Origin of the sequence: Methylobacterium dankookense, from assembly GCF_902141855.1 — a bacterium.
Lineage (GTDB): Bacteria > Pseudomonadota > Alphaproteobacteria > Rhizobiales > Beijerinckiaceae > Methylobacterium > Methylobacterium dankookense.
In genome coordinates this window covers 45,245-64,908 of sequence record NZ_CABFVH010000012.1, presented here as the reverse complement: position 1 = coordinate 64,908, position 19,664 = coordinate 45,245, and the positions used below count along the sequence as shown (strand labels likewise).

The 19,664-nt window shown below is 71.0% G+C and carries 22 protein-coding genes; 15 read left to right on the top strand and 7 right to left on the bottom strand.

Translation table 11 applies throughout. The features are described 5' to 3' along the window. Positions 1–181: 181 nt before the first annotated feature. Both MTDSW087_RS11815 and MTDSW087_RS11810 read left to right on the top strand, forming a co-directional pair. Complete coding sequence (locus MTDSW087_RS11815) at positions 182–391, top strand: cold-shock protein (RefSeq protein ID WP_144764035.1); 210 nt, start codon at positions 182–184, stop codon at positions 389–391. A gap of 213 nt (positions 392–604) precedes the next feature. Beyond that, the gene (locus tag MTDSW087_RS11810) at positions 605–835 is read left to right on the top strand and encodes an AsnC family transcriptional regulator (protein WP_144764033.1); all 231 of its coding nucleotides are present in this window, start codon (positions 605–607) and stop codon (positions 833–835) included. A 49-nt stretch (positions 836–884) separates the two neighbouring features. Here MTDSW087_RS11810 and MTDSW087_RS11805 read toward each other — a convergent pair whose 3' ends face one another. After that, complete coding sequence (locus tag MTDSW087_RS11805) at positions 885–1,715, bottom strand: inositol monophosphatase family protein (RefSeq protein WP_144764031.1); 831 nt, start codon at positions 1,713–1,715, stop codon at positions 885–887. 348 nt (positions 1,716–2,063) lie between these two features. On the opposite strand from MTDSW087_RS11805, the gene MTDSW087_RS11800 reads away from it, so the two are divergent. Continuing rightward, the gene (locus MTDSW087_RS11800; RefSeq protein WP_238179184.1) at positions 2,064–2,567 is read left to right on the top strand and encodes a DUF6101 family protein; all 504 of its coding nucleotides are present in this window, start codon (positions 2,064–2,066) and stop codon (positions 2,565–2,567) included. Positions 2,568–2,585: 18 nt separating this feature from the next. Here MTDSW087_RS11800 and ubiA read toward each other — a convergent pair whose 3' ends face one another. Further along, entirely contained in the window at positions 2,586–3,530 is a 945-nt protein-coding gene (ubiA, locus tag MTDSW087_RS11795) for a 4-hydroxybenzoate octaprenyltransferase (RefSeq protein ID WP_144764028.1), read from the bottom strand. Between the two features lie 141 nt (positions 3,531–3,671). Further along, positions 3,672–4,136, bottom strand: coding sequence for a hypothetical protein (locus MTDSW087_RS11790; protein WP_144764026.1), 465 nt, complete (start codon positions 4,134–4,136; stop codon positions 3,672–3,674). Between the two features lie 286 nt (positions 4,137–4,422). Here MTDSW087_RS11790 and MTDSW087_RS11785 point away from each other — a divergent pair, with 286 nt between their 5' ends. From MTDSW087_RS11785 to moaB, 6 genes are all read left to right on the top strand, one after another. Then, on the top strand, positions 4,423–5,175 hold the full coding sequence (locus tag MTDSW087_RS11785; RefSeq protein WP_144764024.1) for a 16S rRNA (uracil(1498)-N(3))-methyltransferase: 753 nt from the start codon (positions 4,423–4,425) through the stop codon (positions 5,173–5,175). A gap of 201 nt (positions 5,176–5,376) precedes the next feature. Then, positions 5,377–6,753 (top strand): glutamate--cysteine ligase, encoded by a 1,377-nt coding sequence (locus MTDSW087_RS11780; protein WP_144764022.1) that lies wholly within the window; start codon positions 5,377–5,379, stop codon positions 6,751–6,753. Between the two features lie 157 nt (positions 6,754–6,910). Continuing rightward, entirely contained in the window at positions 6,911–7,327 is a 417-nt protein-coding gene (locus MTDSW087_RS11775) for a hypothetical protein (protein ID WP_144764020.1), read from the top strand. Between the two features lie 68 nt (positions 7,328–7,395). Beyond that, the gene (locus MTDSW087_RS11770) at positions 7,396–7,653 is read left to right on the top strand and encodes a sulfurtransferase TusA family protein (RefSeq protein WP_144764018.1); all 258 of its coding nucleotides are present in this window, start codon (positions 7,396–7,398) and stop codon (positions 7,651–7,653) included. A gap of 226 nt (positions 7,654–7,879) precedes the next feature. Next, positions 7,880–8,452 (top strand): NUDIX domain-containing protein, encoded by a 573-nt coding sequence (locus tag MTDSW087_RS11765; protein ID WP_144764016.1) that lies wholly within the window; start codon positions 7,880–7,882, stop codon positions 8,450–8,452. A 157-nt stretch (positions 8,453–8,609) separates the two neighbouring features. Next, positions 8,610–9,170, top strand: a complete 561-nt coding sequence (gene moaB / locus MTDSW087_RS11760; RefSeq protein WP_144764014.1) for a molybdenum cofactor biosynthesis protein B — start codon at positions 8,610–8,612, stop codon at positions 9,168–9,170. 3 nt (positions 9,171–9,173) lie between these two features. Here the strand turns inward: moaB and MTDSW087_RS11755 are convergent, their stop codons facing one another. After that, positions 9,174–9,695, bottom strand: a complete 522-nt coding sequence (locus tag MTDSW087_RS11755) for a hypothetical protein (RefSeq protein ID WP_144764012.1) — start codon at positions 9,693–9,695, stop codon at positions 9,174–9,176. A gap of 102 nt (positions 9,696–9,797) precedes the next feature. Here MTDSW087_RS11755 and MTDSW087_RS11750 point away from each other — a divergent pair, with 102 nt between their 5' ends. Further along, positions 9,798–10,970, top strand: a complete 1,173-nt coding sequence (locus tag MTDSW087_RS11750) for a PA0069 family radical SAM protein (RefSeq protein WP_373321987.1) — start codon at positions 9,798–9,800, stop codon at positions 10,968–10,970. A 13-nt stretch (positions 10,971–10,983) separates the two neighbouring features. Here MTDSW087_RS11750 and MTDSW087_RS11745 read toward each other — a convergent pair whose 3' ends face one another. The 3 genes from MTDSW087_RS11745 to MTDSW087_RS11735 are packed head-to-tail and all read right to left on the bottom strand — an operon-like array spanning position 10,984 to position 13,525. Next, positions 10,984–11,580: a ribonuclease HII gene (locus tag MTDSW087_RS11745; RefSeq protein WP_144764008.1), complete on the bottom strand. Its 597-nt coding sequence runs from the start codon at positions 11,578–11,580 to the stop codon at positions 10,984–10,986. 50 nt (positions 11,581–11,630) lie between these two features. Beyond that, the gene (locus tag MTDSW087_RS11740; protein WP_144764006.1) at positions 11,631–12,701 is read right to left on the bottom strand and encodes a glycosyltransferase family 4 protein; all 1,071 of its coding nucleotides are present in this window, start codon (positions 12,699–12,701) and stop codon (positions 11,631–11,633) included. Beyond that, positions 12,698–13,525: a UDP-2,3-diacylglucosamine diphosphatase gene (locus MTDSW087_RS11735; RefSeq protein WP_144764005.1), complete on the bottom strand. Its 828-nt coding sequence runs from the start codon at positions 13,523–13,525 to the stop codon at positions 12,698–12,700. Before MTDSW087_RS11735 ends, MTDSW087_RS11740 begins: the two co-directional genes overlap by 4 nt. 599 nt (positions 13,526–14,124) lie before the next feature. On the opposite strand from MTDSW087_RS11735, the gene MTDSW087_RS11730 reads away from it, so the two are divergent. From MTDSW087_RS11730 to MTDSW087_RS11710, 5 genes are all read left to right on the top strand, one after another. Continuing rightward, the gene (locus tag MTDSW087_RS11730) at positions 14,125–15,333 is read left to right on the top strand and encodes an aminotransferase class V-fold PLP-dependent enzyme (RefSeq protein WP_144764003.1); all 1,209 of its coding nucleotides are present in this window, start codon (positions 14,125–14,127) and stop codon (positions 15,331–15,333) included. Positions 15,334–15,554: 221 nt separating this feature from the next. Beyond that, a complete protein-coding gene (locus tag MTDSW087_RS11725) occupies positions 15,555–16,499 on the top strand; it encodes a D-2-hydroxyacid dehydrogenase (RefSeq protein WP_144764001.1) in 945 nt (314 codons plus the stop codon). A 166-nt stretch (positions 16,500–16,665) separates the two neighbouring features. Next, a complete protein-coding gene (locus MTDSW087_RS11720; RefSeq protein WP_144763999.1) occupies positions 16,666–17,526 on the top strand; it encodes an NADP-dependent methylenetetrahydromethanopterin/methylenetetrahydrofolate dehydrogenase in 861 nt (286 codons plus the stop codon). A gap of 11 nt (positions 17,527–17,537) precedes the next feature. Beyond that, positions 17,538–18,179 carry a methenyltetrahydrofolate cyclohydrolase gene (fchA, locus tag MTDSW087_RS11715; RefSeq protein ID WP_144763997.1) on the top strand — a complete coding sequence of 214 codons (642 nt, stop codon included), beginning with the start codon at positions 17,538–17,540 and terminating at the stop codon, positions 18,177–18,179. A 283-nt stretch (positions 18,180–18,462) separates the two neighbouring features. After that, on the top strand, positions 18,463–19,650 hold the full coding sequence (locus MTDSW087_RS11710; RefSeq protein WP_144763995.1) for a malate--CoA ligase subunit beta: 1,188 nt from the start codon (positions 18,463–18,465) through the stop codon (positions 19,648–19,650). The last annotated feature ends 14 nt before the right edge of the window (positions 19,651–19,664 follow it).

Here is a 19,664-nt window from a genome sequence, read left to right as displayed (position 1 = left end):
GCCTTGTTGCAGCCGCAAGGAACGCCTAGATAAGGCTCCGGGGGGCCAAGCACCGAGACCGACGCTTCTGAAGGTTGAGCGTCTCGTGCCCCGCCAGCTCTGCAAGACTTTCTGAGGACGTCGAACCGCGCGCTCCCGGGCGAGCGAACGATCGTCTCATGGACGACACGAGGTACTATACGTGAATACTGGCACCGTGAAGTGGTTCAACGAGACCAAGGGCTTCGGCTTCATCCAGCCGGACGATGGCGGCAAGGACGTGTTCGTCCACATCTCCGCCGTCGAGCGCGCCGGGATGCGGAATCTCGTCGAGGGCCAGAAGATCTCTTACGAGATCGTGCCCGACAAGCGCAGCGGCAAGGACGCGGCCGGCAACCTCCAGGCTGCCTGAGCCTCCGGCCACTGAGGCGGGCCCCCTGGCGGGGCCCGACCCACGGCCTGAGCCAAGGCCGGCGCCACGCCACGAAAACCATCCGACGCTGCCGTCCTCCGGGACCGGTCGCGCCGGACGGCACATCAGATACAAAACGCTGACGTCGCAGGGTCCGGCCGCATGACGGCCCGGGTATCACCTGCGCCACACGAAAGAGAATCAAGAAAAGACATGTTGTTCGAGTTCACGCGCCGTCGCGGCGCGCGGTCGCCCGTCACCGACGCGCCGACCTTCCGGGTGCGCAGCCTCAACGAGGCGGCCCAGCCCGGTCATCGCAAGGCTGATCTCAGCCATCTCATCGACCGTTCCTACGACTACCACTCGCAGCGCGAGCTGCGCTGGCATCTGGCCGAGCGCCTCGGCCTCGCCCCCGCCGCGCTCACCTTGCGCGAGGCGGCCTGACGGTCGGTCTTCTTTCCGAAAAATCGGGAATCCGCGGCTCGCGGCGCCCTCAGGCGCCGCCGGCCCAGGCCGCCAGCGCCGGATCGCGCAAGGGGCCCGTCACCGCGACGAGCTCCCCGTGCACCGGATCCGGCTGGTTGTAGGCCGGCATGCGGCCGGCGAGGTCGCAGACGAAGCCGCCGGCCTCGCGCAGGATCAGGTCGGCCCCCGCGAGATCCCAGTCCCGGGCATTGGCGGTGACGAGCCCGACATCGATCGCGCCCTCGGCCACGCGCACGAGGCGCAGCGCCAGCGAGGGAATCCGCTCGATCAGGTGGAAATCGGCCGGCGCGCCGCCGCGGTCGACGCCGCGCTGCAGCCGGTCGAACATCGGCTTCGGCCCGGTCACGCGCGCGCCGTTCAGGCCCTCCCGCGCCGAGACTGCGATCGCCGCGCCGTTGCGCGTGGCGCCTTGCCCCCGCACCGCCTCGTAGGAGACCTGAAGCGCCGGCGCGTTGACGACGCCGAGCAGCGGCTCGCCCCGCGACAGCAGCGCCACGGCGATCGACCAGTCGGGATGGCCCGAGAGGAAGGCCCGCGTCCCGTCGATCGGGTCGACGATCCAGACGAGGTCCTGCCCGATCCGGGCGGGGTCGTCCTGCGTCTCCTCGGAGAGCCACGCGGCCTGCGGCACCAGCTCGCTCAGGCGGATCTTCAGGAAGGTGTCGACGGTGACGTCGGCCTCGGTCACCGGCGAGCCGCCGGCCTTCGACCAGACCCGGGCCGTGGTGTGGCCGCCCTCGCGGAAATAGGGCAGGGCCAGGTCGGCCGCCTCGCGGATCACGTCGCGCAGCGCCGGCATCAGGTCGGATACGGCGTCGGCGGGGAGCGGTTCGGTCATCGCGGTCCGTATCGTGTTCGAGGGCATCGGCGGCGACCTGACACGGAAGGCCGGGTCGACCGGTCGCCCGGCGCGGGGCCTGGAACGGGACGGGAATCCGGCGCTGCACCCGTTCTAAGGTGCGCTGCGAAGGGTCACAAGGATCGCGATGCCACACGCGGCCGCGGCACCGATGCCGCGCATCCGCCGGATCGGGGCAAGGAAGCGTTGAGCATTCCGCGCATCAAGCGCCAGTCCAGACTCGCTTAACTCTGGCTCTTAAGCCGCCCGGAGGAGATCTGAGGGCAATCTCCCCTGCATAACGGACGGCCCGACAGAGGTCGCCACTTGCAACAGGGCATCAGGCAGATGAACACTGAGCGCATGATCGACCGGAGCCGGCACGAACATCTCTGCCAGGACGGCGTCGTCGGTCCCCTCCCGGAGCTGACCGTGAGCCGCCTGCCGATCTTCGGCGGCGGGCAGGGCCCCAAGCCCGCCGGCATCGCCCTCGCCTTCGCCACGGAGGAGAGCGAGGAATGCGGCGAGGACCGCTTCGTCCTCCTCCTCACCGATGCGGAGGGCGCGACCTTCTCCGAGCTCGGGCCGTTCGGCGAGGACGAGGTCGTGGCCGTGTGGCGCGACGCCGCCGCCAAGGCCGGCCTCGTGCGGATGATCGTCCGCGAGGACGGCGCCCTGAGCCCGGTCTCGCAGCAGGTCGGCCGGCTCGCCCTCGGACGCACCCGCATGCGCCGCCGCCACGGCTCGCTCTGCGACCGCCGCCCGCGCTTCCTCGTGCGCCGCAAGACCGGCCGGTTGCCGGTGCGCCCGCTGATCCACCGCGGCGAGAAGGAGATCATCGCCCGGAACTGAGCCTCTTCGAGGCGGGGCCTACGGCATCCAGCCGCGGGCCAGCGTGTCGGCGGCGAGGCCTGCGAACAGGATCAGCCCCGCCCCGCGATTCGAGCGGAACAGCGTGAGCGCGCCCAGGCCGTCGCGCGGGCGCAGATGCCCGACCTGCCAGGCGAGATGCCCGGCGAAGGCGAGGGCACCCGCCCAGGCCAGTGCCCCGCCGCCCGCGGCGTGCACCGCCAGCGCCACGAGGAGCGCGGCAAGCCCGTAGCACAGGGCGACCATCGTCTTCAGGTGATCCCCGAACAGGCGGGCCGAGGAGCGGATCCCGGCGATCTCGTCGTCCTCGATGTCCTGCACCGCGTAGATCGTGTCGTAGCCGATCACCCAGGCGACGCTGCCCGCGTAGAGCAGCAGGGGCGCCGCATCGAGCCGGCCGAACACCGCCGCCCAGCCCATCAGCGCGCCCCAGGCGAAGGCGAGGCCGAGCACGGCCTGCGGCATCGACATCACCCGCTTCATGAACGGGTAGACCGCCACCGGCAGCAGCGAGCACAGGCCGATCAGGATCGCGCCCGCATTGAACTGCACCAGCACCGCGAGGCCGACGAGCGCCTGGGCGACCAGGAACAGCGCGGCGGCGCGCGGCCGCACCTGGCCCGAGGGCAGGGGCCGCGAGCGCGTGCGCTCGACCTGCGCGTCGAGGTCGCGGTCGGCGATGTCGTTGTAGGTCGAGCCCGCGCCCCGCATGGCCACGGCGCCGACGAGGAAGAGCAGCAGGTGCCAGGGGTCCGGCCAGGGCCGGCCGGCATGGGTCGCCGCGAGCGCCGCGGACCACCAGCAGGGCAGGACCAGCAGCCACCAGCCGATCGGCCGGTCGATCCGGGCGAGCCGCAGATAGGGGCGGGCGCCCCGCGGGGCGAGCCGGTCGACCCAATGGCCCGCCACCGCATCGGCGACGCGACCGTCGCCCGCCTCGCTCACGCCGCTAGAGCACGTTCCACGATCCTTGGATCACGGAACATGCTCTCTCTGATGGATTGTGCCGCATTTTCTCCCACGGAACCGGCAACCACCTCCGTGGAAAATGCTCTCGCGGCAGGCACGTCCGATCCCGGATCCGGCTCAGAGCGCGCCCTGCGGCAGCTTGAAGGCGCCGGTCAGGCCGGGGCCGCCGAGGAGGCCGCCGCCGCCGCCATTCGCCGCCTGGGCCTTGGCCTGGGCCTCCATCTTGGCGGCCTGGGCGGCCATGCCGCAGATCTTGGTCTTGATGCCGACGACCTTCTGGTGGTCGGCCTTGAAGCCGTCCGTGAAGGAATCGGGGATCTGGCACCATTCCTTGTTGGCCTCGATCCACTTGATGCCCGCCAGGCCGTTCGCCTGCATCTTGCCGAACAGGGCGCAGGCCTCGCCGGGCGTCATCTTCTTCTTCGCGCTCGAGGCCGTGTTCGCCCGCTGGACGAGAGTCTTGCGCTCTTCCAGCGTCTTCTGGATGGCGCCGCACTCCGCCGACTGGGCGAAGGCCGCAGCGTTGAGCAGGGTGCAGCCGGCGAGCGCCGCAGCCGCCAGTGCGAAGGTCCGGAATGCCATGCGCCTCGTCTCCTGATCCGCCCGCCGGGGCCGTTTCTCGTGCCGGATCCGCGGGACGCGGGGCCCCGGCCGGATCCTCCGGCGGCTGCCGGCCGTGTTGTCTCGGTTGCGTTGTCTGGGCTTTGCTTCGCCATAGGAATGTGGCGTCAATCGAGCGGCGAGCCCCACACGCGCCCCCGCACGCGTGCTGCTGTTGGCAAGGCCTTCAAATTCCGGCCGCGTAACCTTTCGGCAACATCTCGATCGGTGCGTTGACAGGGCGGCCCCCGCGCGCGACCAGACCGCCATGCCGGCCTACGATTTCACCGCGCCCCGCCTCTTCGTGGAGGCGGACCTGCGCGCGGGCGCGCGCCTGCCCCTCGACCGGGCGCAGGCGAACTACCTCCTCAACGTCCTGCGGCGGAAGCCCGAGGACCCGGTGCTGCTGTTCAACGGCCGCGATGGCGAGTGGCGGGCGAGCCTCGCCCCCTCCGGCCGCAAGAGCGCGGATCTCGACGTGGCGGAGCGGGTCCGGGCGCAGACCGCGCGGGCCGACCTGCATTACCTGTTCGCGCCCCTGAAGAGCGCGCGGCTCGACTATCTGGCGCAGAAGGCGGTCGAGCTGGGGGCGGGCACGATCCGGCCGGTCTTCACCCGCTACACGCAAGGGGAGCGGATCAACCTGGACCGCCTGCGCGCCAACGCGATCGAGGCGGCCGAGCAATGCGGGATCCTGGCGATTCCCGACCTCGCCGAGGCCGTGCGCCTGCCGGACGCCCTCGATGCCCTCTCGCCAGAGCGCCTTCTCGTGTTCTGCGACGAGGACGCGCCCGTCTCCGATCCGGTCGCGGCGCTCCGCGGCGCGGCGGATCCGGCGGCGCCCCCGCCGCTCGCCGTGCTCGTCGGGCCCGAGGGCGGGTTCTCGGAGGAGGAGCGTGCGCGCATCCGGGAGCGCCCGAACACGGTGGCCCTCTCGCTCGGTCCCCGCATCCTGCGGGCGGACACGGCGGCGGTCGCGGTGCTCGCCCTCGTCCAGGCGGTGCTCGGCGACGCGCGCTGACCGCCTCATGTGCGCGAACGCACACCGCGCGGCCCGGCGGGAGCCCGCCCCTGCGCCGCGGAGCGTGGTGTGCCTGGGCGCCCGCGTTGTCCCGCCTTGTCCGCTGGATTAAGCGCACGACATCCCGTGCGACGGGCATGACCCTGGCTCGCCGGTGCGTGTCCCTTCCCGCACACCACCGACGTTACGGACGGGCGGCGCATGGCGCGCGACACCTCAGATTCGACCCCGATCACCACGCGTGCCGAATTGGTCGCGTGGTTCGCCGAAGGCGAGAAGCCGCGCGAGCGCTTCCGGATCGGCACCGAGCACGAGAAGATCCCCTTCTACCGCGAGACCCGCGAGCCGGTGCCCTATGCCGGCGAGCGCGGCGTGCGCGCGCTCCTCGACGGCCTCGCCCGCGAGACCGGCTGGGAGCCGATCACCGATCTCGGCACCATCATCGGCCTGCATTCCGAGGCCGGCGGCGCGATCTCGATCGAGCCCGGCGGCCAGTTCGAGCTCTCGGGCGCGGCGCTCCCCGACGTCCACGCCACGGTGCGCGAGCTCGACGAGCACCTCGCCGCCGTGAGGCGCGTGGCCGAGCCCCTCGGCATCGGCTTCCTCGACCTCGGCATGAGCCCGAAATGGCGGCGCGAGGAGACGCCCGTCATGCCCAAGAGCCGCTACCGCATCATGGCGGCCTACATGCCGAAGGTGGGCACGCTGGGCCTCGACATGATGCTGCGCACCTCCACCGTGCAGGTGAACGTCGACTTCGCCTCCGAATCCGACATGGTGCGCAAGCTGCGCGCCTCGCTGGCGCTTCAGCCGGTGGCGACCGCGCTCTTCGCCAACTCCCCCTTCACCGACGGGCGGCCGAACGGCTACCTCTCCCGCCGCTCCGAGATCTGGCGCGACACCGATGCCGACCGCACCGGCATGCTGCCGCGGGCCTTCGAGGCGGGCTTCGGCTACGAGGGCTATGTCGACTGGCTGCTCGACATGCCGATGTACTTCGTCAAGCGCGGCGACATCTACCACGACGTCTCGGGCGCCTCCTTCCGGGACCTGATGGCCGGCAAGCTGCCGCAACTGCCCGGCGAGTACGCCACCGTCTCGGACTGGGCGAACCACGCCTCCACCGCCTTCCCCGAGGTGCGCCTGAAGCGCTTCTTGGAGATGCGGGGCTCCGATGTCGGCGGGCCCGGCATGATCGCCGCCCAGGCCGCCTTCTGGACCGGGCTGCTCTACGATGAATCCGCCCTCGACGCTGTCCTCGACCTCGTGAAGGGCTGGAGCGCGCAGACGCGCGAGGCGATGCGCGCCACGGTGCCGCGCCTCGGCCTCGCCACCCCGGTCTGCGGCTGCGGCGGGCGCAGCCTCGGCGCCGTCGCGGCGGAGGCGCTCGCCATCGCCCGCGCCGGGCTGCAGGCACGGGCGCGCCGCGACGAATCGGGCCGCGACGAGACGCAGTACCTGCAGCCGCTGGAGGCGATCGTCGCCGCCGGCCGCTCGCGGGCGGAGGAACTGCTCGCGGATTACGAGGCCCGCTGGCAGCGCTCCGTCGAACCCGCCTTCGCGGAATGCGTTTTCTGAGGCCAGCCGCGGCGCTTAGGCGAGCAGGCGGAGAGAGGTTGAGCGTGCGCGGCCGCGTGCCGCCGCGCACGCCGGCGCGTGGCCGGACGGATTACCCCGGAACGGAACGGCAGCGAGGCCGTTTTTCAGGGCAACTCAACCTCAGGAGACAGCGATCATGTCGCGTTTCATGGCTCTCGCCCTCGCAGGCACGACCGCCCTCGGCATGTCCGCCGGGACCGTCGGTACCGCGGAGGCCGCCCCGCTTCCGGCTCTGACCGGCGCCCAGGTTGGCGGCGCCGCCGCCACGGTGGACAATGTCGGCTGGCGCCGCGGCTATTACGGCGGCGGCTACGGCTATCGGGGCTACGGCTATCGTGGCTATGGATACCGCCGCAACGTCGGCGGCGCGCTCGCGGCCGGCGCGGCGCTCGGCCTGATCGGGGGCGCCATCGCGGCGAGCTCCGCGCCGCGCTACGGCTATTACGGCGGCTACGGATATGACTACCCGGCCTACGGGTACGGCTACGCCCCGGCCGGCTACGGTTACAGCTACGGCTACCCCGCCTACGGCTACCAGGGCTACGGCTGGTAGGACGGCCCGAGCCGAACAGGATACGAAGCCCCGCCGGGCCCTCCCGGCGGGGCTTTTCGCACGAGACCATGACCGACGAGACCGCCCTCGACCTCGATCTCAGCGGCCTGAAATGCCCGCTGCCCGTGCTGCGCACCGCCAAGGCCCTGCGCGGCCTGCCCGAGGGCGCGCGCCTGCGCGTGAGCTGCACCGACCCGATGGCGGCCATCGACATCCCGAACCTCGTGCGCGAGACCGGCGACCGCCTCGACGCCACCGAGCGCGACGGCCCGCTCCTGCGCTTCACCATCCGCCGCGGCGGCGCGGGGCCCGATCCCGCTGGATAGTACCAAGTGCGTCGATCCCGGCCCCTGGTCGGGATCGACGCGCCCGGCGGACGACCGCCGCCGCGCCGTCGCGCGGGCAGACGGCGATGAGTCGCGCTCAGCGCCGTCTGGTATAAGTCCGGCGGAATCCACGAATCGCCCCGAGCCGTTCGTGCTGGTGCCGCATTCCCGCTTCATGCGGCCCGGGCTTCCCGGGGCCGGCATGCCCCTTCTCCAGAGGATGCGCATGGCACCCATCATCGGCGGAACCCGCCTCATCCACGACGGCTGGGCCCGTTTCCTCGTCGCCGAGGTGACGATGGCCGACGGCCGCCGGGTCAAGCGGGAGATGGAGGATCACGGGCGGGCGGTGGCGGTGCTGCCCTACGATCCCGAGCGGCGCGTCGGCGTGCTGATCTCGCAGTTCCGCGCGCCCGTCCTGTTCGCGGAGGGGCCGCCGGAGGTGATCGAGGTGCCGGCCGGCATCCTCGACGAGGGCGACCCCGCCGAGGGCGCCCGCCGCGAGGCCTACGAGGAGACGGGCCTGCGCCTGGGCGCCCTGGAGCCGGTCGCGAGCGCGTGGTCGATGCCCGGCATCTCCACCGAGCGCATGGACCTGTTCCTCGCCCCCTACGGCCAGGGTGACAAGGCCGGGCCCGGCGGCGGCCTCAGCGAGGAGCACGAGGCGATCAGCGTGCACGAATTGCCCCTCGATGCGATCGCCCGCATGAGCGAGGACGGCACCATCGCCGACATGAAGACGCTCGTCCTCGTCTACGCCCTGCGCCTGCGCCGGCCGGATCTGTTCGCGGCGCGCTGACATCACCGTGACGCGGCGCCCGCGCGGCCCCATATCGGGGCCGACGCGCGCGGCATGTCCATGATCCTTCTCACGGGCATGCCGCGCGCCGTGGCGCATTTTCTGTCGCGGAACCGGCAACCACGTCCGCGGGAAATGCTCTTGACAGGAGCCGAGCATGGCCGCCCCGACCCCCTCGGACCGTCCGTTTATCCCCCTCGGCATCGCCGTGCTGACCGTCTCGGACACGCGCCGGCTCGAGGACGACCGCTCCGGCGACACCCTGGTCCAGCGCCTCGGCGAGGCTGGCCATCGGCTCGCGGGGCGGGCCATCGTCCCGGATGAGGTTCCGGCGATCCGCGGCCAGGTCGAGGCCTGGATCCGCGACCCCGCGATCGACGTGGTGATCACCACCGGCGGCACCGGCTTCACCGGGCGCGACGTGACGCCCGAGGCGCTGGAGCCGCTGTTCGAGAAGCGCATGGACGGCTTCTCGGCGGTGTTCCACCGCATCTCCTACGACAAGATCGGCACCTCGACGCTTCAGTCGCGCGCGACCGCCGGCGTCGCGCGGGCGACCTACGTCTTCGTGCTGCCGGGCTCGCCGGGCGCCTGCCGCGACGCCTGGGACGGGATCCTGGCGCAGCAGCTCGACTACCGGCACCGGCCCTGCAACTTCGTCGAGATCATGCCGCGGCTCGACGAGCACCTGCGCCGGGGCGCCTCGGTCTCGGTGTGAGCGTCAGGCCCGGTCGATCCGGGCGATCAAGCGGCGCGCCTTGAGGCGCGGGCTGAAGATCGGACCGGCTAACAGCGTCTCGCGCCGCACGAGGTCGCCGGCACGCGCCCGGGCCACGCCGATCACGCCCTCCCCCCGCACGGCGAGCCGCGCCGGCAGGCCGCCATGCGGCCGGCGCAGGCGGGCGAGCGCCGTCTCGGGCCGCGCCGTGCCGATGAAGCGGTCGAGGGTGCGGATCCAGCCCTCCGCCGGCACGTCGCCGGCCGCGAGGCACAGCACCCAGTCGCGCCGGGCGATGCGGGCGCCCGCCATCCACGGGCTGCCCCCGCGCGGGCGCAGGACCAGAGTCGCGCCGGTGGCCTCGGCGACGGTCGCCACCGCCTCGTTCTCGGCCCCCGCCACGATCACCGCGTCGCTCACGAGGCCGGCCGCCACCCCCGCCACCAGGGTGCCCAGGGTGTCGGCAAGCTGGTCGATCGCGTCCGGTTCGGCGGGCCGCGCGATATAGGTCACCGCGGAGAGCATGCGCGCCGATAACCGATTTTGGCAGCGAGGGAACCACCCGGTCCGGCAAATCCGCCGCCTGGCGCCGGGCCGAAGGCGCGAAAAGGCCGATATGCCTGATTTATGAGCGTTCTGTCCCAGGCTTGTTCGCGCTATGTTCCGAGCGGTGATCGTGCGGGGGGCGGCATGGGCGATGCGGGTGGGAGCAGGGCGCCGCGCCTTCGAGGTCCGGCGGGCGCGGCGGTCCCGGCCGAGGCGCGGCGCGGCCGGGGCGCGACGGCCAATCCCGACGGTCGCTTCGAGCCTCACGCCCGCGAGAGCTTCGACGACGGCTGGGAGCCCGAGCCGGCAGCGTCGCGGCGCACCGAGGTGACCCGCGAACGGTCGCGGGCGATCATCACCCGCAACACCTCCCCCGACATCCCCTTCGACCGCTCGATCAACCCCTATCGCGGCTGCGAGCACGGCTGCATCTACTGCTTCGCGCGGCCGAACCACGCCTATGTCGGCTTGTCGCCGGGGCTCGACTTCGAGACGCGGCTCTTCGCCAAGCCCGACGCCGCGCGCCTCCTGGAGCGCGAGCTCTCCGCCCCCGGCTACCGGCCGCGCAGCATCGCGCTCGGCACCGCCACCGATCCCTACCAGCCGATCGAGCGCGAGCACGGCATCACCCGTGCGGTGCTGGAGGTGCTCGCCCGCTTCCGCCACCCGGTCGGCCTCGTCACCAAGTCGAACCTCGTCCTGCGCGACCGCGACATCCTGGCGGCGATGGCGGCGGAGGGCCTCGTGAAGGTCGCGATCTCGGTCACCACCCTCGATCCGGTGCTCGCCCGGCGCATGGAGCCGCGCGCCCCCCATCCGGCCAAGCGCCTGGAGGCGATCCGCTCCTTGAGCGCGGCGGGGGTGCCGGTGATGGTGATCGTCGCCCCCATCATCCCGGCGCTCAACGACCACGAGATCGAGGCGATCCTCGAACAGGCCCGCGCCTGCGGCGCGCGCGAGGCGAGCCACGTGCTGCTGCGCCTGCCGCACGAGCTGAAGGACCTCGTCGCCGACTGGTTCGCCGAGCATTATCCCGGCCGGCAGGGTCGCGCGCTGTCCCTCGTCGCGCAATCGCGCGGCGGCCGTCTTTACGACGCGACCTTCGGCAGGCGCATGACCGGGCAAGGTCCCTACGCCGAGCTGATCGCCCAGCGCATGCGCCTCGCTCGGGCCCGGCTGGGCTATCCGGAGGAGCGCCTGCGGCTGAATTGCGACGCCTTCGCCGTGCCGGGGGCGCAGCTCGCGCTGTTCTGAATCGCGTTGGCGGTCACCCGTAGGCCCGCGTGAAGGTCAGCCGGTGGTGCGGGCTGCGGCCGCGGGCGGCGAGGCCGGAGCGGTGGGCGGCGGTGCCGTAGCCGACATTGCGCTCCCAGGCGTAGTCCGGATGCCGGGAGGCGAGGCGGCGCATCAGGCCGTCGCGGACGGTCTTGGCGACGATCGAGGCCGCCGCGATCTGCGGCACCAGGCGGTCGCCGCCGATCACCGCGCGGCAGGCTTGGCTCAGGCCCGGCACCGGGTCGCGCCCGTCGACCAGCACGGTGGCGTCGAGGCCGAGGCGGCGCACCGCCCGGGCCATGGCGTCGAGGGTCGCCACGCGCACGTTGACCCGGTCGATCAGGGCGCGCGAGCCGGCGGCCACCGCGACGCGGGCATGCTGGCGGATCAGCGGTGTCAGCGCCTCGCGGATCGGTTCGGGCACGCGCTTGCTGTCGTCGAGCCGGGTGAGGAGATCGGAGGGCAGCACGGCCGGATCGAAATAGACCGCGGCCACCACGACGGGCCCGCACAGGGCCCCGCGCCCGACCTCGTCGCAGCCGATCACGGCGGGGTAGCTGGCGGCGGAGGCGGGATCGAAGGGGGGCATCGGCTCGGGTCCGGGGTTGCGGCCCCTTCTGGCACTTGGCCCCGCCGCCGTCACGCCGTCGATTCGAGGCCGAGGGCTGCCTGGCCGCGGGTCTGGGGCGGCGGGTCCGACTCGTGCGCGTCCGCGATGTTGGCGTAGAACTGGCGCGCGCTCTCCGCCCAGCTGTAGCGCAGGGCCTCGGCCCGCGCGACCGCGCGCGGCACGGCGAGCGCGGCGAGGGCGGCGGCGCGCAGATCCGTATCCAGCACCCCCGCGCCGGTCTGCCCGATCACGTCGAGGGGGCCGGTCACCGGATAGGCCGCCACCGGCGTGCCGCAGGCGAGCGCCTCGAGCAGCACGATGCCGAAGGTGTCGGTCAGGCTCGGGAAGACGAAGACGTCGGCTGCCGCGTAGAGGGCGGCGAGCTCGGTCCCCGTGCGGGTGCCGAGGAAGCGGGCCTCCGGCGCCATCGCCGCGAGCCGCGCCCGATCCGGCCCGTCGCCGACCACGACCTTGCTGCCCGGCAGGTCGAGGCGGAGGAAGGCCTCGACGTTCTTCTCCACCGCGAGCCGCCCGACGAAGAGGAAGAGCGGGCGCGGCAGGCCGGCGAGCGCCACTGGCGCGGGGCCGGCCTCCGGGTGGAACAGGGCGGTGTCGACGCCGCGCGTCCAGCGCATCAGGTTGCGGAAGCCGCGGGAGCGCAGGTCCTGCTCCAGGGAGGGCGTGCTCACCATGGTGCCGCGCGCCGCGCCGTGGAAGCGGCGCAGCCAGGCATAGGTCCAGGATTCCGGCACCGGCGCGCGGGCCGCGAGATATTCGGGGAAGCGCGTGTGGTAGCTCGTGGTGAAGGGCCGGCCCGTCGCGAGGCAGTGGCGGCGCACGGCGTAGCCGACCGTGCCCTCGGTCGCGATGTGGACATGGCTCGGGGCCAAGCCGTCCCAGCGCTCGGCCACGCGCCGCCGCGTCGCGTAGGCGAGGCGGATCTCGGGATAGCCCGGCATCGGCATGGAGCGGAAGTCGGAGGGCGTCAGCAGCACCGGCTCGCAGCCGAGCGCGCGGCCGGCATCGACCATGTGCTGGAGCGAGCGCACCACGCCGTTGACCTGCGGATGCCACGCATCGGTGGCGATCAGGAGCCTCACGCGACCGCCCGCCGTCCGGGCATCGCCTCGGGCGCCTCGCGGCGCGTCTCCGCGGCCGCCGCCCGGGCGCGGAGCAGGCTCGGATAGTTCAGCACCTCCATGCGCCCGTCGTAATGCTCGACGATCGCCGTGCAGGATTCCACCCAGTCGCCGGTGTTGAGGTAGCGCAGGCCCGAGATCTCGCGGTTGGCCGCATGGTGGATATGGCCGCAGATCACCCCGTCCGCGCCCTGGCGCCGGGCCTCCTCGGAGAGGAACTCCTCGAACTGGCCGATGAAGTTGACGGCGTTCTTCACCTTCAGCTTGGCCCAGGCCGAGAGCGACCAGTAGGACAGGCCGAGCCGCCGGCGGATCCGGTTGAGTCCGGTATTGACGAAGAGCGCGAAGGTGTAGGCGCCGTCGCCGAGATGCGCGAGCCAGCGGGCGTGGCGCACCACCATGTCGAACTGGTCGCCGTGGATCACGAGGTAGCGCTTGCCGTCGGCGCTCTCGTGGATGCGGCTGTCGGCGATCTCGATGCCGCCGAAAGTGGTGCCGATATAGTCGCGCAGGAACTCGTCGTGGTTGCCCGGCACGTAGACGAGGTGCGAGCCCTTGCGCACCTTGCGCAGCAGCTTCTGCACCACGTCGTTGTGCGCCTGCGGCCAGTACCAGCCCGAACGCAGCTGCCACCCGTCAACGATGTCGCCGACGAGGTAGATCGTGTCCGCGTCGTAGTCCTTCAGGAACTCGAGGAGCAGGCCGGCCTGGCAGCCCTTCGTCCCGAGATGCAGATCGGACAGGAACAGCGTTCTGACGCGGATGGCTTCCGAGTCCTCACCCATGCGCGCCTCCCGGCAGATGGCGGGCGGAGCCAAACCGCAAACCCATCTCAGTTTGATGACGCTGCCCCCGACAGAGCCCGGCTCTCAGCCGGCTTCCGCCTGTGTTTCGCCGCTCCTGCGATGCTGCATTGCAGTAAAAGCCCGTCAATCGCAGGGGCTTCGTGCTGCACCGCAAGGCAAATTTTTTTTCCGGAGCCCCGAAGTTTTTCCGGTTTTCTTTCCGTGACTTGGACGGTCATAATCCCGCCCGAGCCGAGGGGCGTCCGGGCCGGCCCCGGGGTCGGCGAGGCGACGACAAGGCTGCGAGAGCAGGACAGCTAAGGCAGGACAACCAAGGAAGGTGTTGGAGACGGCTCCGGGCGCTTGCAGCGCTCACGCGGCCGTCGCATGGAGAGCACGGTCTTTCGGAGGCGACCGGCATGCAGGCATGCCGCGACCGCGGGCGGCAAGAGGCCGCCCTGCCGCTCCGTCGACGACCGACCGTCCGATCCGGCCCCGTCCGGGCCTTCCGGACCCGAACAGCCTGCCGACTGAACGATCACCCGACGCCGGGCCTGAAGACGTGCCGGCGTCCCGCATGGGATTTTGGAGGAAACATCATGGCGGCAACCCGACGCCCCGGTCGCAATCACCTGTTCGTTCCCGGTCCGACCAACATTCCGGACCGCGTCCAGCGCGCCATGCTGGTGCCCTCCGAGGATCACCGCTCGGTGGACTTCCCGGCGCTGACCAAGCCGCTGTTCCAGGACACCAAGAAGATCTACGGCTCGACCGACGGCACGATCTTCCTGTTCCCGGCCTCCGGCACCGGCATCTGGGAATCGGCGCTGACCAACACCCTGTCGCGCGGCGACAAGGTGCTGGCCTCCCGCTTCGGCCAGTTCAGCCATCTCTGGATCGACATGGCCCAGCGCCTCGGCCTCGAGGTGATCATCCAGGACGAGGAGTGGGGCACCGGCGCCGATCCGCAGAAGATCGAGGAGGCCCTGCGCGCCGACAAGAATCACGAGATCAAGGCGGTGATGGTGGTCCATAACGAGACCGCCACCGGCGTCACCAGCGATGTCGGCGCGGTGCGCAAGGCCATCGACGCGGCCGGCCACCCGGCCCTGCTCTTCGTCGACGGCGTCTCCTCGATCGGCTCGCTGCCCTTCAAGATGGACGCGTGGAAGGTCGATTGCGCGATCGCCGGCTCGCAGAAGGGCCTGATGCTCCCCGCCGGCCTCGGCGTGATCTGCGTCAGCCCCAAGGCGATCAAGGTCGCCGAGGGCGCCGCCGGCCGCAACGACCGCCTCGCGCGCGTCTACTTCGACTGGGAAGACCACAAGAAGCAGAACGGTGCCGGCTACTTCCCCTACACCCCCGCCCTGCCGCTGCTCTACGGCCTGCGCGAGGCGCTCGCCTGCCTGTTCGAGGAAGGACTGGAGAACGTCTTCCACCGCCATCACGTGCTCGGCGAGGCGACCCGCCAGGCCGTCGCGGCCTGGGGCCTGAAGACCTGCGCCAAGGAGCCCAAGTGGAACTCCGACACCGTCACCGCGATCGTGGTGCCGGAGGGCGTCGATGCCGCCGCGATCATCAAGCACGCCTTCGTGCGCTACAACCTCGCGCTGGGCGCCGGCCTCAACAAGGTGGCGGGCAAGGTCTTCCGCATCGGCCACGTCGGCGACCTCAACGAGCTGTCGCTGCTCGGCGCCATCGCCGGCGCCGAGATGGCGATGCTCGACAACGGCATCAAGGTGACCCCGGGCTCCGGCGTCGCCGCGGCCTCGAGCTACCTGCGCGAGAACCCGCTCGCCAAAGCGTGAGCCTGAAGGCCCCGACGGGCTGAACGAACCATCGGCCGCGGGAGCTCGTCCCGCGGCCGGACCCGTCTCGGGTCCAACGGGCGCCTTCTCACGGGGGCGCACCGAGGCGACCGGATCAACCGGCGTCGGGAGGAAAGGCGCCGCTTCCGGCCTAGATTGGCGGATGCAGCCGGGATCCGCTGCGCGGTGCGCGGGTCCCGCCAGAGATCGATGAGGGTTTCATGACGAAGAAGATCGTGTTCCTCGACCGCGAATCCCTCGACGCCAAGGTTCGGGAGTTCAACTTCCCGCACGAGTACACCGAGTACGAGTCGACCTGGACGCCGGAGGAGATCGTCGCGCGCCTGAAGGGCGCCGAGATCGCGCTGATCAACAAGGTGCCGATGCGTGCCGACACGCTGAAGCAGCTCCCCGACCTGAAGCTGATCGCGGTGGCCGCCACCGGCACGGACGTGGTCGACAAGGCCGCCGCCAAGGCGCAGGGCATCACCGTCGTCAATATCCGCAACTACGCCTTCAACACCGTGCCCGAGCACGTGGTCGGGCTGATGTTCGCCCTGCGGCGGGCGATCGTCCCCTACGCCAACTCGGTGCGGCGCGGCGACTGGGCCAAGTCCACGCAGTTCTGCTACTTCGACTACCCGATCTACGACATCGCCGGCTCGACGCTCGGCATCGTCGGCTACGGGGCGCTCGGCAAGTCGATCGCCAAGCGCGCCGAGGCGCTCGGCATGAAGGTCATCGCCTACGACGTCTTCCCGCAGGAGGGCCTCGTCGATTTCGAGACGATCCTCACGCAGTCCGACGTGATCACCCTGCACGTGCCGCTGACGCCCGACACCCGCAACATGATCGGGGCCGAGCAGTTCGCGAAGATGAAGCGCTCGGCGATCCTCATCAACACGGCCCGCGGCGGCCTCGTGGACGAGGCGGCGCTGCTCGAGGCCTTGAAGAACGGCACCATCGCGGGCGCGGGCTTCGACGTGGTGGCGCAGGAGCCCCCGAAGGACGGCAACATCCTGTGCGATGCCGACCTGCCGAACCTCATCGTCACGCCGCACGTGGCCTGGGCGAGCAAGGAGGCGATGCAGATCCTCGCCGACCAGCTCGTCGACAACGTCGAGGCCTTCGTCGCCGGCAAGCCGCAGAACGTGGTCGAGGGCTGAATTTCGGGTGTCGAGAGGGGTCACCCCTCTCGCTGGCCCAGGGCGGAGCCCTGGAACATGCCGGGGCGCTGCCCCGGCGCCCCGCCCAGGGGACTTGTCCCTTGGGGATCCCATGACCTGACGACACCCCCCATCACGCCCCAGGCGGGCGATAAGGACGAGATCGATGAAGAAGCTGCTGTTCCTCTTCGACACCGACCCGGTGCCGAGCGTGTTCGACACGGTCGTCGGCTATGACGGCGGGGCGGACCACATCACCGGCTACGGCAACGTGACGCCCGAGAGCGTCGGCGCGCTGGTCGACGGCACGATCTACACCCGCGGCGGCTCCGAGAAGAAGTCGACGGCGATCTTCGTCGGCGGCGGCAACATGGCGGCCGGCGAGGCGGTGCTCGCGGCCGTCAAGAAGCGCTTCTTCGGACCCTTCCGCGTCTCGGTGATGCTCGATTCGAACGGCTCGAACACCACCGCGGCGGCAGGCGTGGCGCTCGTCGCCAAGGCCGCCGGCTCGCTCGAGGGCAAGAAGGCCGTGGTGCTCGCCGGCACCGGCCCGGTCGGCATGCGCTCGGCCGCCCTTCTCGCCCGGGAGGGCGCGCAGGTGACCCTGTGCGGCCGCTCGCTCGACAAGGCGCAGGCCTCGGCCGACGCCGTCAACAAGCGCTTCGGCGTCAGCGTCGCCGCCGCCGAGACGCCGGATGCGGGCTCCCGCGCCCGGATCATCAAGGGCCAGAACATCGTGTTCTCGGCCGGCGCCATCGGCCTGGAGCTCGTCCCCGAGGAAGCCTGGAAGGACGAGGCCTCGATCGAGTTCGTCGCCGACTACAACGCCCAGCCCCCGCTCGGCATCGGCGGCATCGAGGCGATGGACAAGGGCAAGGACCGCCACGGCAAGAAGTCGTTCGGCGCGCTGGGCATCGGCGGCCTCAAGCTGAAGCTCCACCGCGCTTGCGTCGGCCAGCTCTTCGACAACACCGAGCAGGTGCTCGACGCCGAGGACATCTACGCGCTCGCCAAGAAGATGGCCTGAGGAGGCAAGGCATGCCCGGGACGAACTCGGCCGAGAACGAGACCATCAAGACCTTCCTCGACGGGCTGGCCAGTTCCAGCCCGACCCCCGGGGGCGGCGGTGCCGCCGCCATCTCCGGCGCCATGGGCGCGGCCCTGGTCTCGATGGTGTGCAACCTCACCATCGGCAAGAAGAAGTACGCCGAGGTCGAGGCCGACCTGAAGGACGTGCTCGCCAAGTCGGAAGGCCTGCGCGCCACGCTCACCGCCATGATCGCCGAGGACGTGACGGCCTTCGACGCGGTGATGGGCGCCTACGGCCTGCCCAAGGACACCGACGAGCAGAAGGCGGCCCGCACCGCGAAGATCCAGGAAGCGCTGAAGGTCGCCACCGACGTGCCGCTCGCCTGCTGCCGCGCTTGCCGCGCGGTGATCGACCTCGCCGCGATCGCCGCCGACAAGGGCAACCTCAACGTGATCAGCGACGCGGGCGTCGCCGTGCTCTCGGCCTATGCGGGCCTGCGCAGCGCCGCCCTCAACGTCTGGGTCAACGCCAAGGGCCTTGAGGACCGCGCCTTCGCCGAGGAGCGGCTCGCCGAGCTCGAAGGCCTGCTCGCCGAGGCGGGCGCGCTGAACGAGCGCGTCTACGAGGTGGTCAAGGCCAAGGTGAACTGAGCGCGTCTCAGATTTCCGCCCCCGGCCGGTGCGGTCGGGGGCGTTTCCATCGGATGGCGCCACGTCCGAGGGCAGTCGCATTCGAGAATTCGTGCGCTGCACCATTGAATACAAATAGCATTCCGCCAAGCCTCAAGGCGAACTCAACGCGGATGTCAAAAAATTTGACCTGCTAGGGCGCTCCCGCGAAACAAAACTTGCGGATATAACGTGCGCAAGGCCGACAGAGCCGAAAAGGCCGGCCTGGAAGACCAGCGGTCTCGATAAATCGGAGGAGGTGCGGATGGACGTCCACGAGTACCAGGCCAAGGAGCTACTTGCGAGCTTCGGCGTCGCGGTCCCGAAGGGCGCCGTCGCGTTCAGCCCAGACCAAGCGGTCTACGCCGCGACGGAGCTCGGCGGCTCGTTCTGGGCGGTGAAGGCCCAGATCCACGCCGGCGCGCGGGGCAAGGCCGGCGGCATCAAGCTCTGCCGCACCTACAACGAGGTGCGCGACGCCTCCCGCGAGCTGCTCGGCAAGCGCCTCGTCACGATCCAGACCGGCCCCGAGGGCAAGCCGGTGCAGCGGGTCTACATCGAGACCGCCGACCCGTTCGAGCGCGAGCTCTATCTCGGCTACGTGCTCGACCGGAAGGCGGAGCGCGTGCGCGTCATCGCGAGCCAGCGCGGCGGCATGGACATCGAGGAGATCGCCGCCACCGATCCGGACGCGCTGATCCAGATCGTGGTCGAGCCGGCGGTGGGCCTGCAGCAGTTCCAGGCCCGCGAGATCGCCTTCCAGCTGGGCTTGAACATCAAGCAGGTCTCGGCCGCGGTGAAGACCATCATGAACGCCTACCGGGCGTTCCGCGACTGCGACGGCACCATGCTGGAGATCAACCCGCTCGTCGTCACCAAGGACGACCGGGTGCTGGCGCTCGACGCCAAGATGAGCTTCGACGACAACGCCATGTTCCGCCGCCGCAACATCGCGGACATGCACGATCCCTCGCAGGGCGATCCGCGCGAGGCCCAGGCCGCCGAGCACAACCTCAGCTATATCGGGCTTGAGGGCGAGATCGGCTGCATCGTCAACGGCGCCGGCCTCGCCATGGCCACCATGGACATGATCAAGCACGCGGGCGGCGAGCCGGCGAACTTCCTCGATGTCGGCGGCGGCGCCTCCCCCGAGCGCGTGGCCACGGCCTTCCGGCTCGTGCTCTCGGACAAGAACGTCAAGGCGATCCTCGTCAACATCTTCGCCGGCATCAACCGCTGCGACTGGGTCGCGGAGGGCGTCGTGAAGGCGGCGCGCGAGGTGAAGATCGAGGTGCCGCTGGTGGTGCGGCTCGCCGGCACGAACGTCGAGGCGGGCCAGAAGATCCTGGCCGAGAGCGGGCTCGACCTCATCACCGCCGACACCCTGTCGGAGGCCGCGCGCAAGGCGGTGGACGCCTGCGAGAGCGCCAAGGCCACCATGGGCAACCGCTGAGCTAAGGGGGAGAT

Excerpts from the sequence above, each read along its gene's own strand:
- MTDSW087_RS11810 (WP_144764033.1), top strand. The coding sequence starts at position 605 with ATGTTGTTCGAGTTCACGCGCCGTCGCGGCGCGCGGTCGCCCGTCACC.
- MTDSW087_RS11805 (WP_144764031.1), bottom strand. The coding sequence starts at position 1,715 with ATGACCGAACCGCTCCCCGCCGACGCCGTATCCGACCTGATGCCGGCG.
- MTDSW087_RS11800 (WP_238179184.1), top strand. The coding sequence starts at position 2,064 with ATGAACACTGAGCGCATGATCGACCGGAGCCGGCACGAACATCTCTGC.
- MTDSW087_RS11790 (WP_144764026.1), bottom strand. The coding sequence starts at position 4,136 with ATGGCATTCCGGACCTTCGCACTGGCGGCTGCGGCGCTCGCCGGCTGC.
- MTDSW087_RS11785 (WP_144764024.1), top strand. The coding sequence starts at position 4,423 with ATGCCGGCCTACGATTTCACCGCGCCCCGCCTCTTCGTGGAGGCGGAC.
- MTDSW087_RS11780 (WP_144764022.1), top strand. The coding sequence starts at position 5,377 with ATGGCGCGCGACACCTCAGATTCGACCCCGATCACCACGCGTGCCGAA.
- MTDSW087_RS11775 (WP_144764020.1), top strand. The coding sequence starts at position 6,911 with ATGTCGCGTTTCATGGCTCTCGCCCTCGCAGGCACGACCGCCCTCGGC.
- MTDSW087_RS11770 (WP_144764018.1), top strand. The coding sequence starts at position 7,396 with ATGACCGACGAGACCGCCCTCGACCTCGATCTCAGCGGCCTGAAATGC.
- MTDSW087_RS11765 (WP_144764016.1), top strand. The coding sequence starts at position 7,880 with ATGGCACCCATCATCGGCGGAACCCGCCTCATCCACGACGGCTGGGCC.
- moaB (WP_144764014.1), top strand. The coding sequence starts at position 8,610 with ATGGCCGCCCCGACCCCCTCGGACCGTCCGTTTATCCCCCTCGGCATC.
- MTDSW087_RS11755 (WP_144764012.1), bottom strand. The coding sequence starts at position 9,695 with ATGCTCTCCGCGGTGACCTATATCGCGCGGCCCGCCGAACCGGACGCG.
- MTDSW087_RS11750 (WP_373321987.1), top strand. The coding sequence starts at position 9,798 with ATGAGCGTTCTGTCCCAGGCTTGTTCGCGCTATGTTCCGAGCGGTGAT.
- MTDSW087_RS11745 (WP_144764008.1), bottom strand. The coding sequence starts at position 11,580 with ATGCCCCCCTTCGATCCCGCCTCCGCCGCCAGCTACCCCGCCGTGATC.
- MTDSW087_RS11735 (WP_144764005.1), bottom strand. The coding sequence starts at position 13,525 with ATGGGTGAGGACTCGGAAGCCATCCGCGTCAGAACGCTGTTCCTGTCC.
- MTDSW087_RS11730 (WP_144764003.1), top strand. The coding sequence starts at position 14,125 with ATGGCGGCAACCCGACGCCCCGGTCGCAATCACCTGTTCGTTCCCGGT.
- MTDSW087_RS11725 (WP_144764001.1), top strand. The coding sequence starts at position 15,555 with ATGACGAAGAAGATCGTGTTCCTCGACCGCGAATCCCTCGACGCCAAG.
- MTDSW087_RS11720 (WP_144763999.1), top strand. The coding sequence starts at position 16,666 with ATGAAGAAGCTGCTGTTCCTCTTCGACACCGACCCGGTGCCGAGCGTG.
- fchA (WP_144763997.1), top strand. The coding sequence starts at position 17,538 with ATGCCCGGGACGAACTCGGCCGAGAACGAGACCATCAAGACCTTCCTC.
- MTDSW087_RS11710 (WP_144763995.1), top strand. The coding sequence starts at position 18,463 with ATGGACGTCCACGAGTACCAGGCCAAGGAGCTACTTGCGAGCTTCGGC.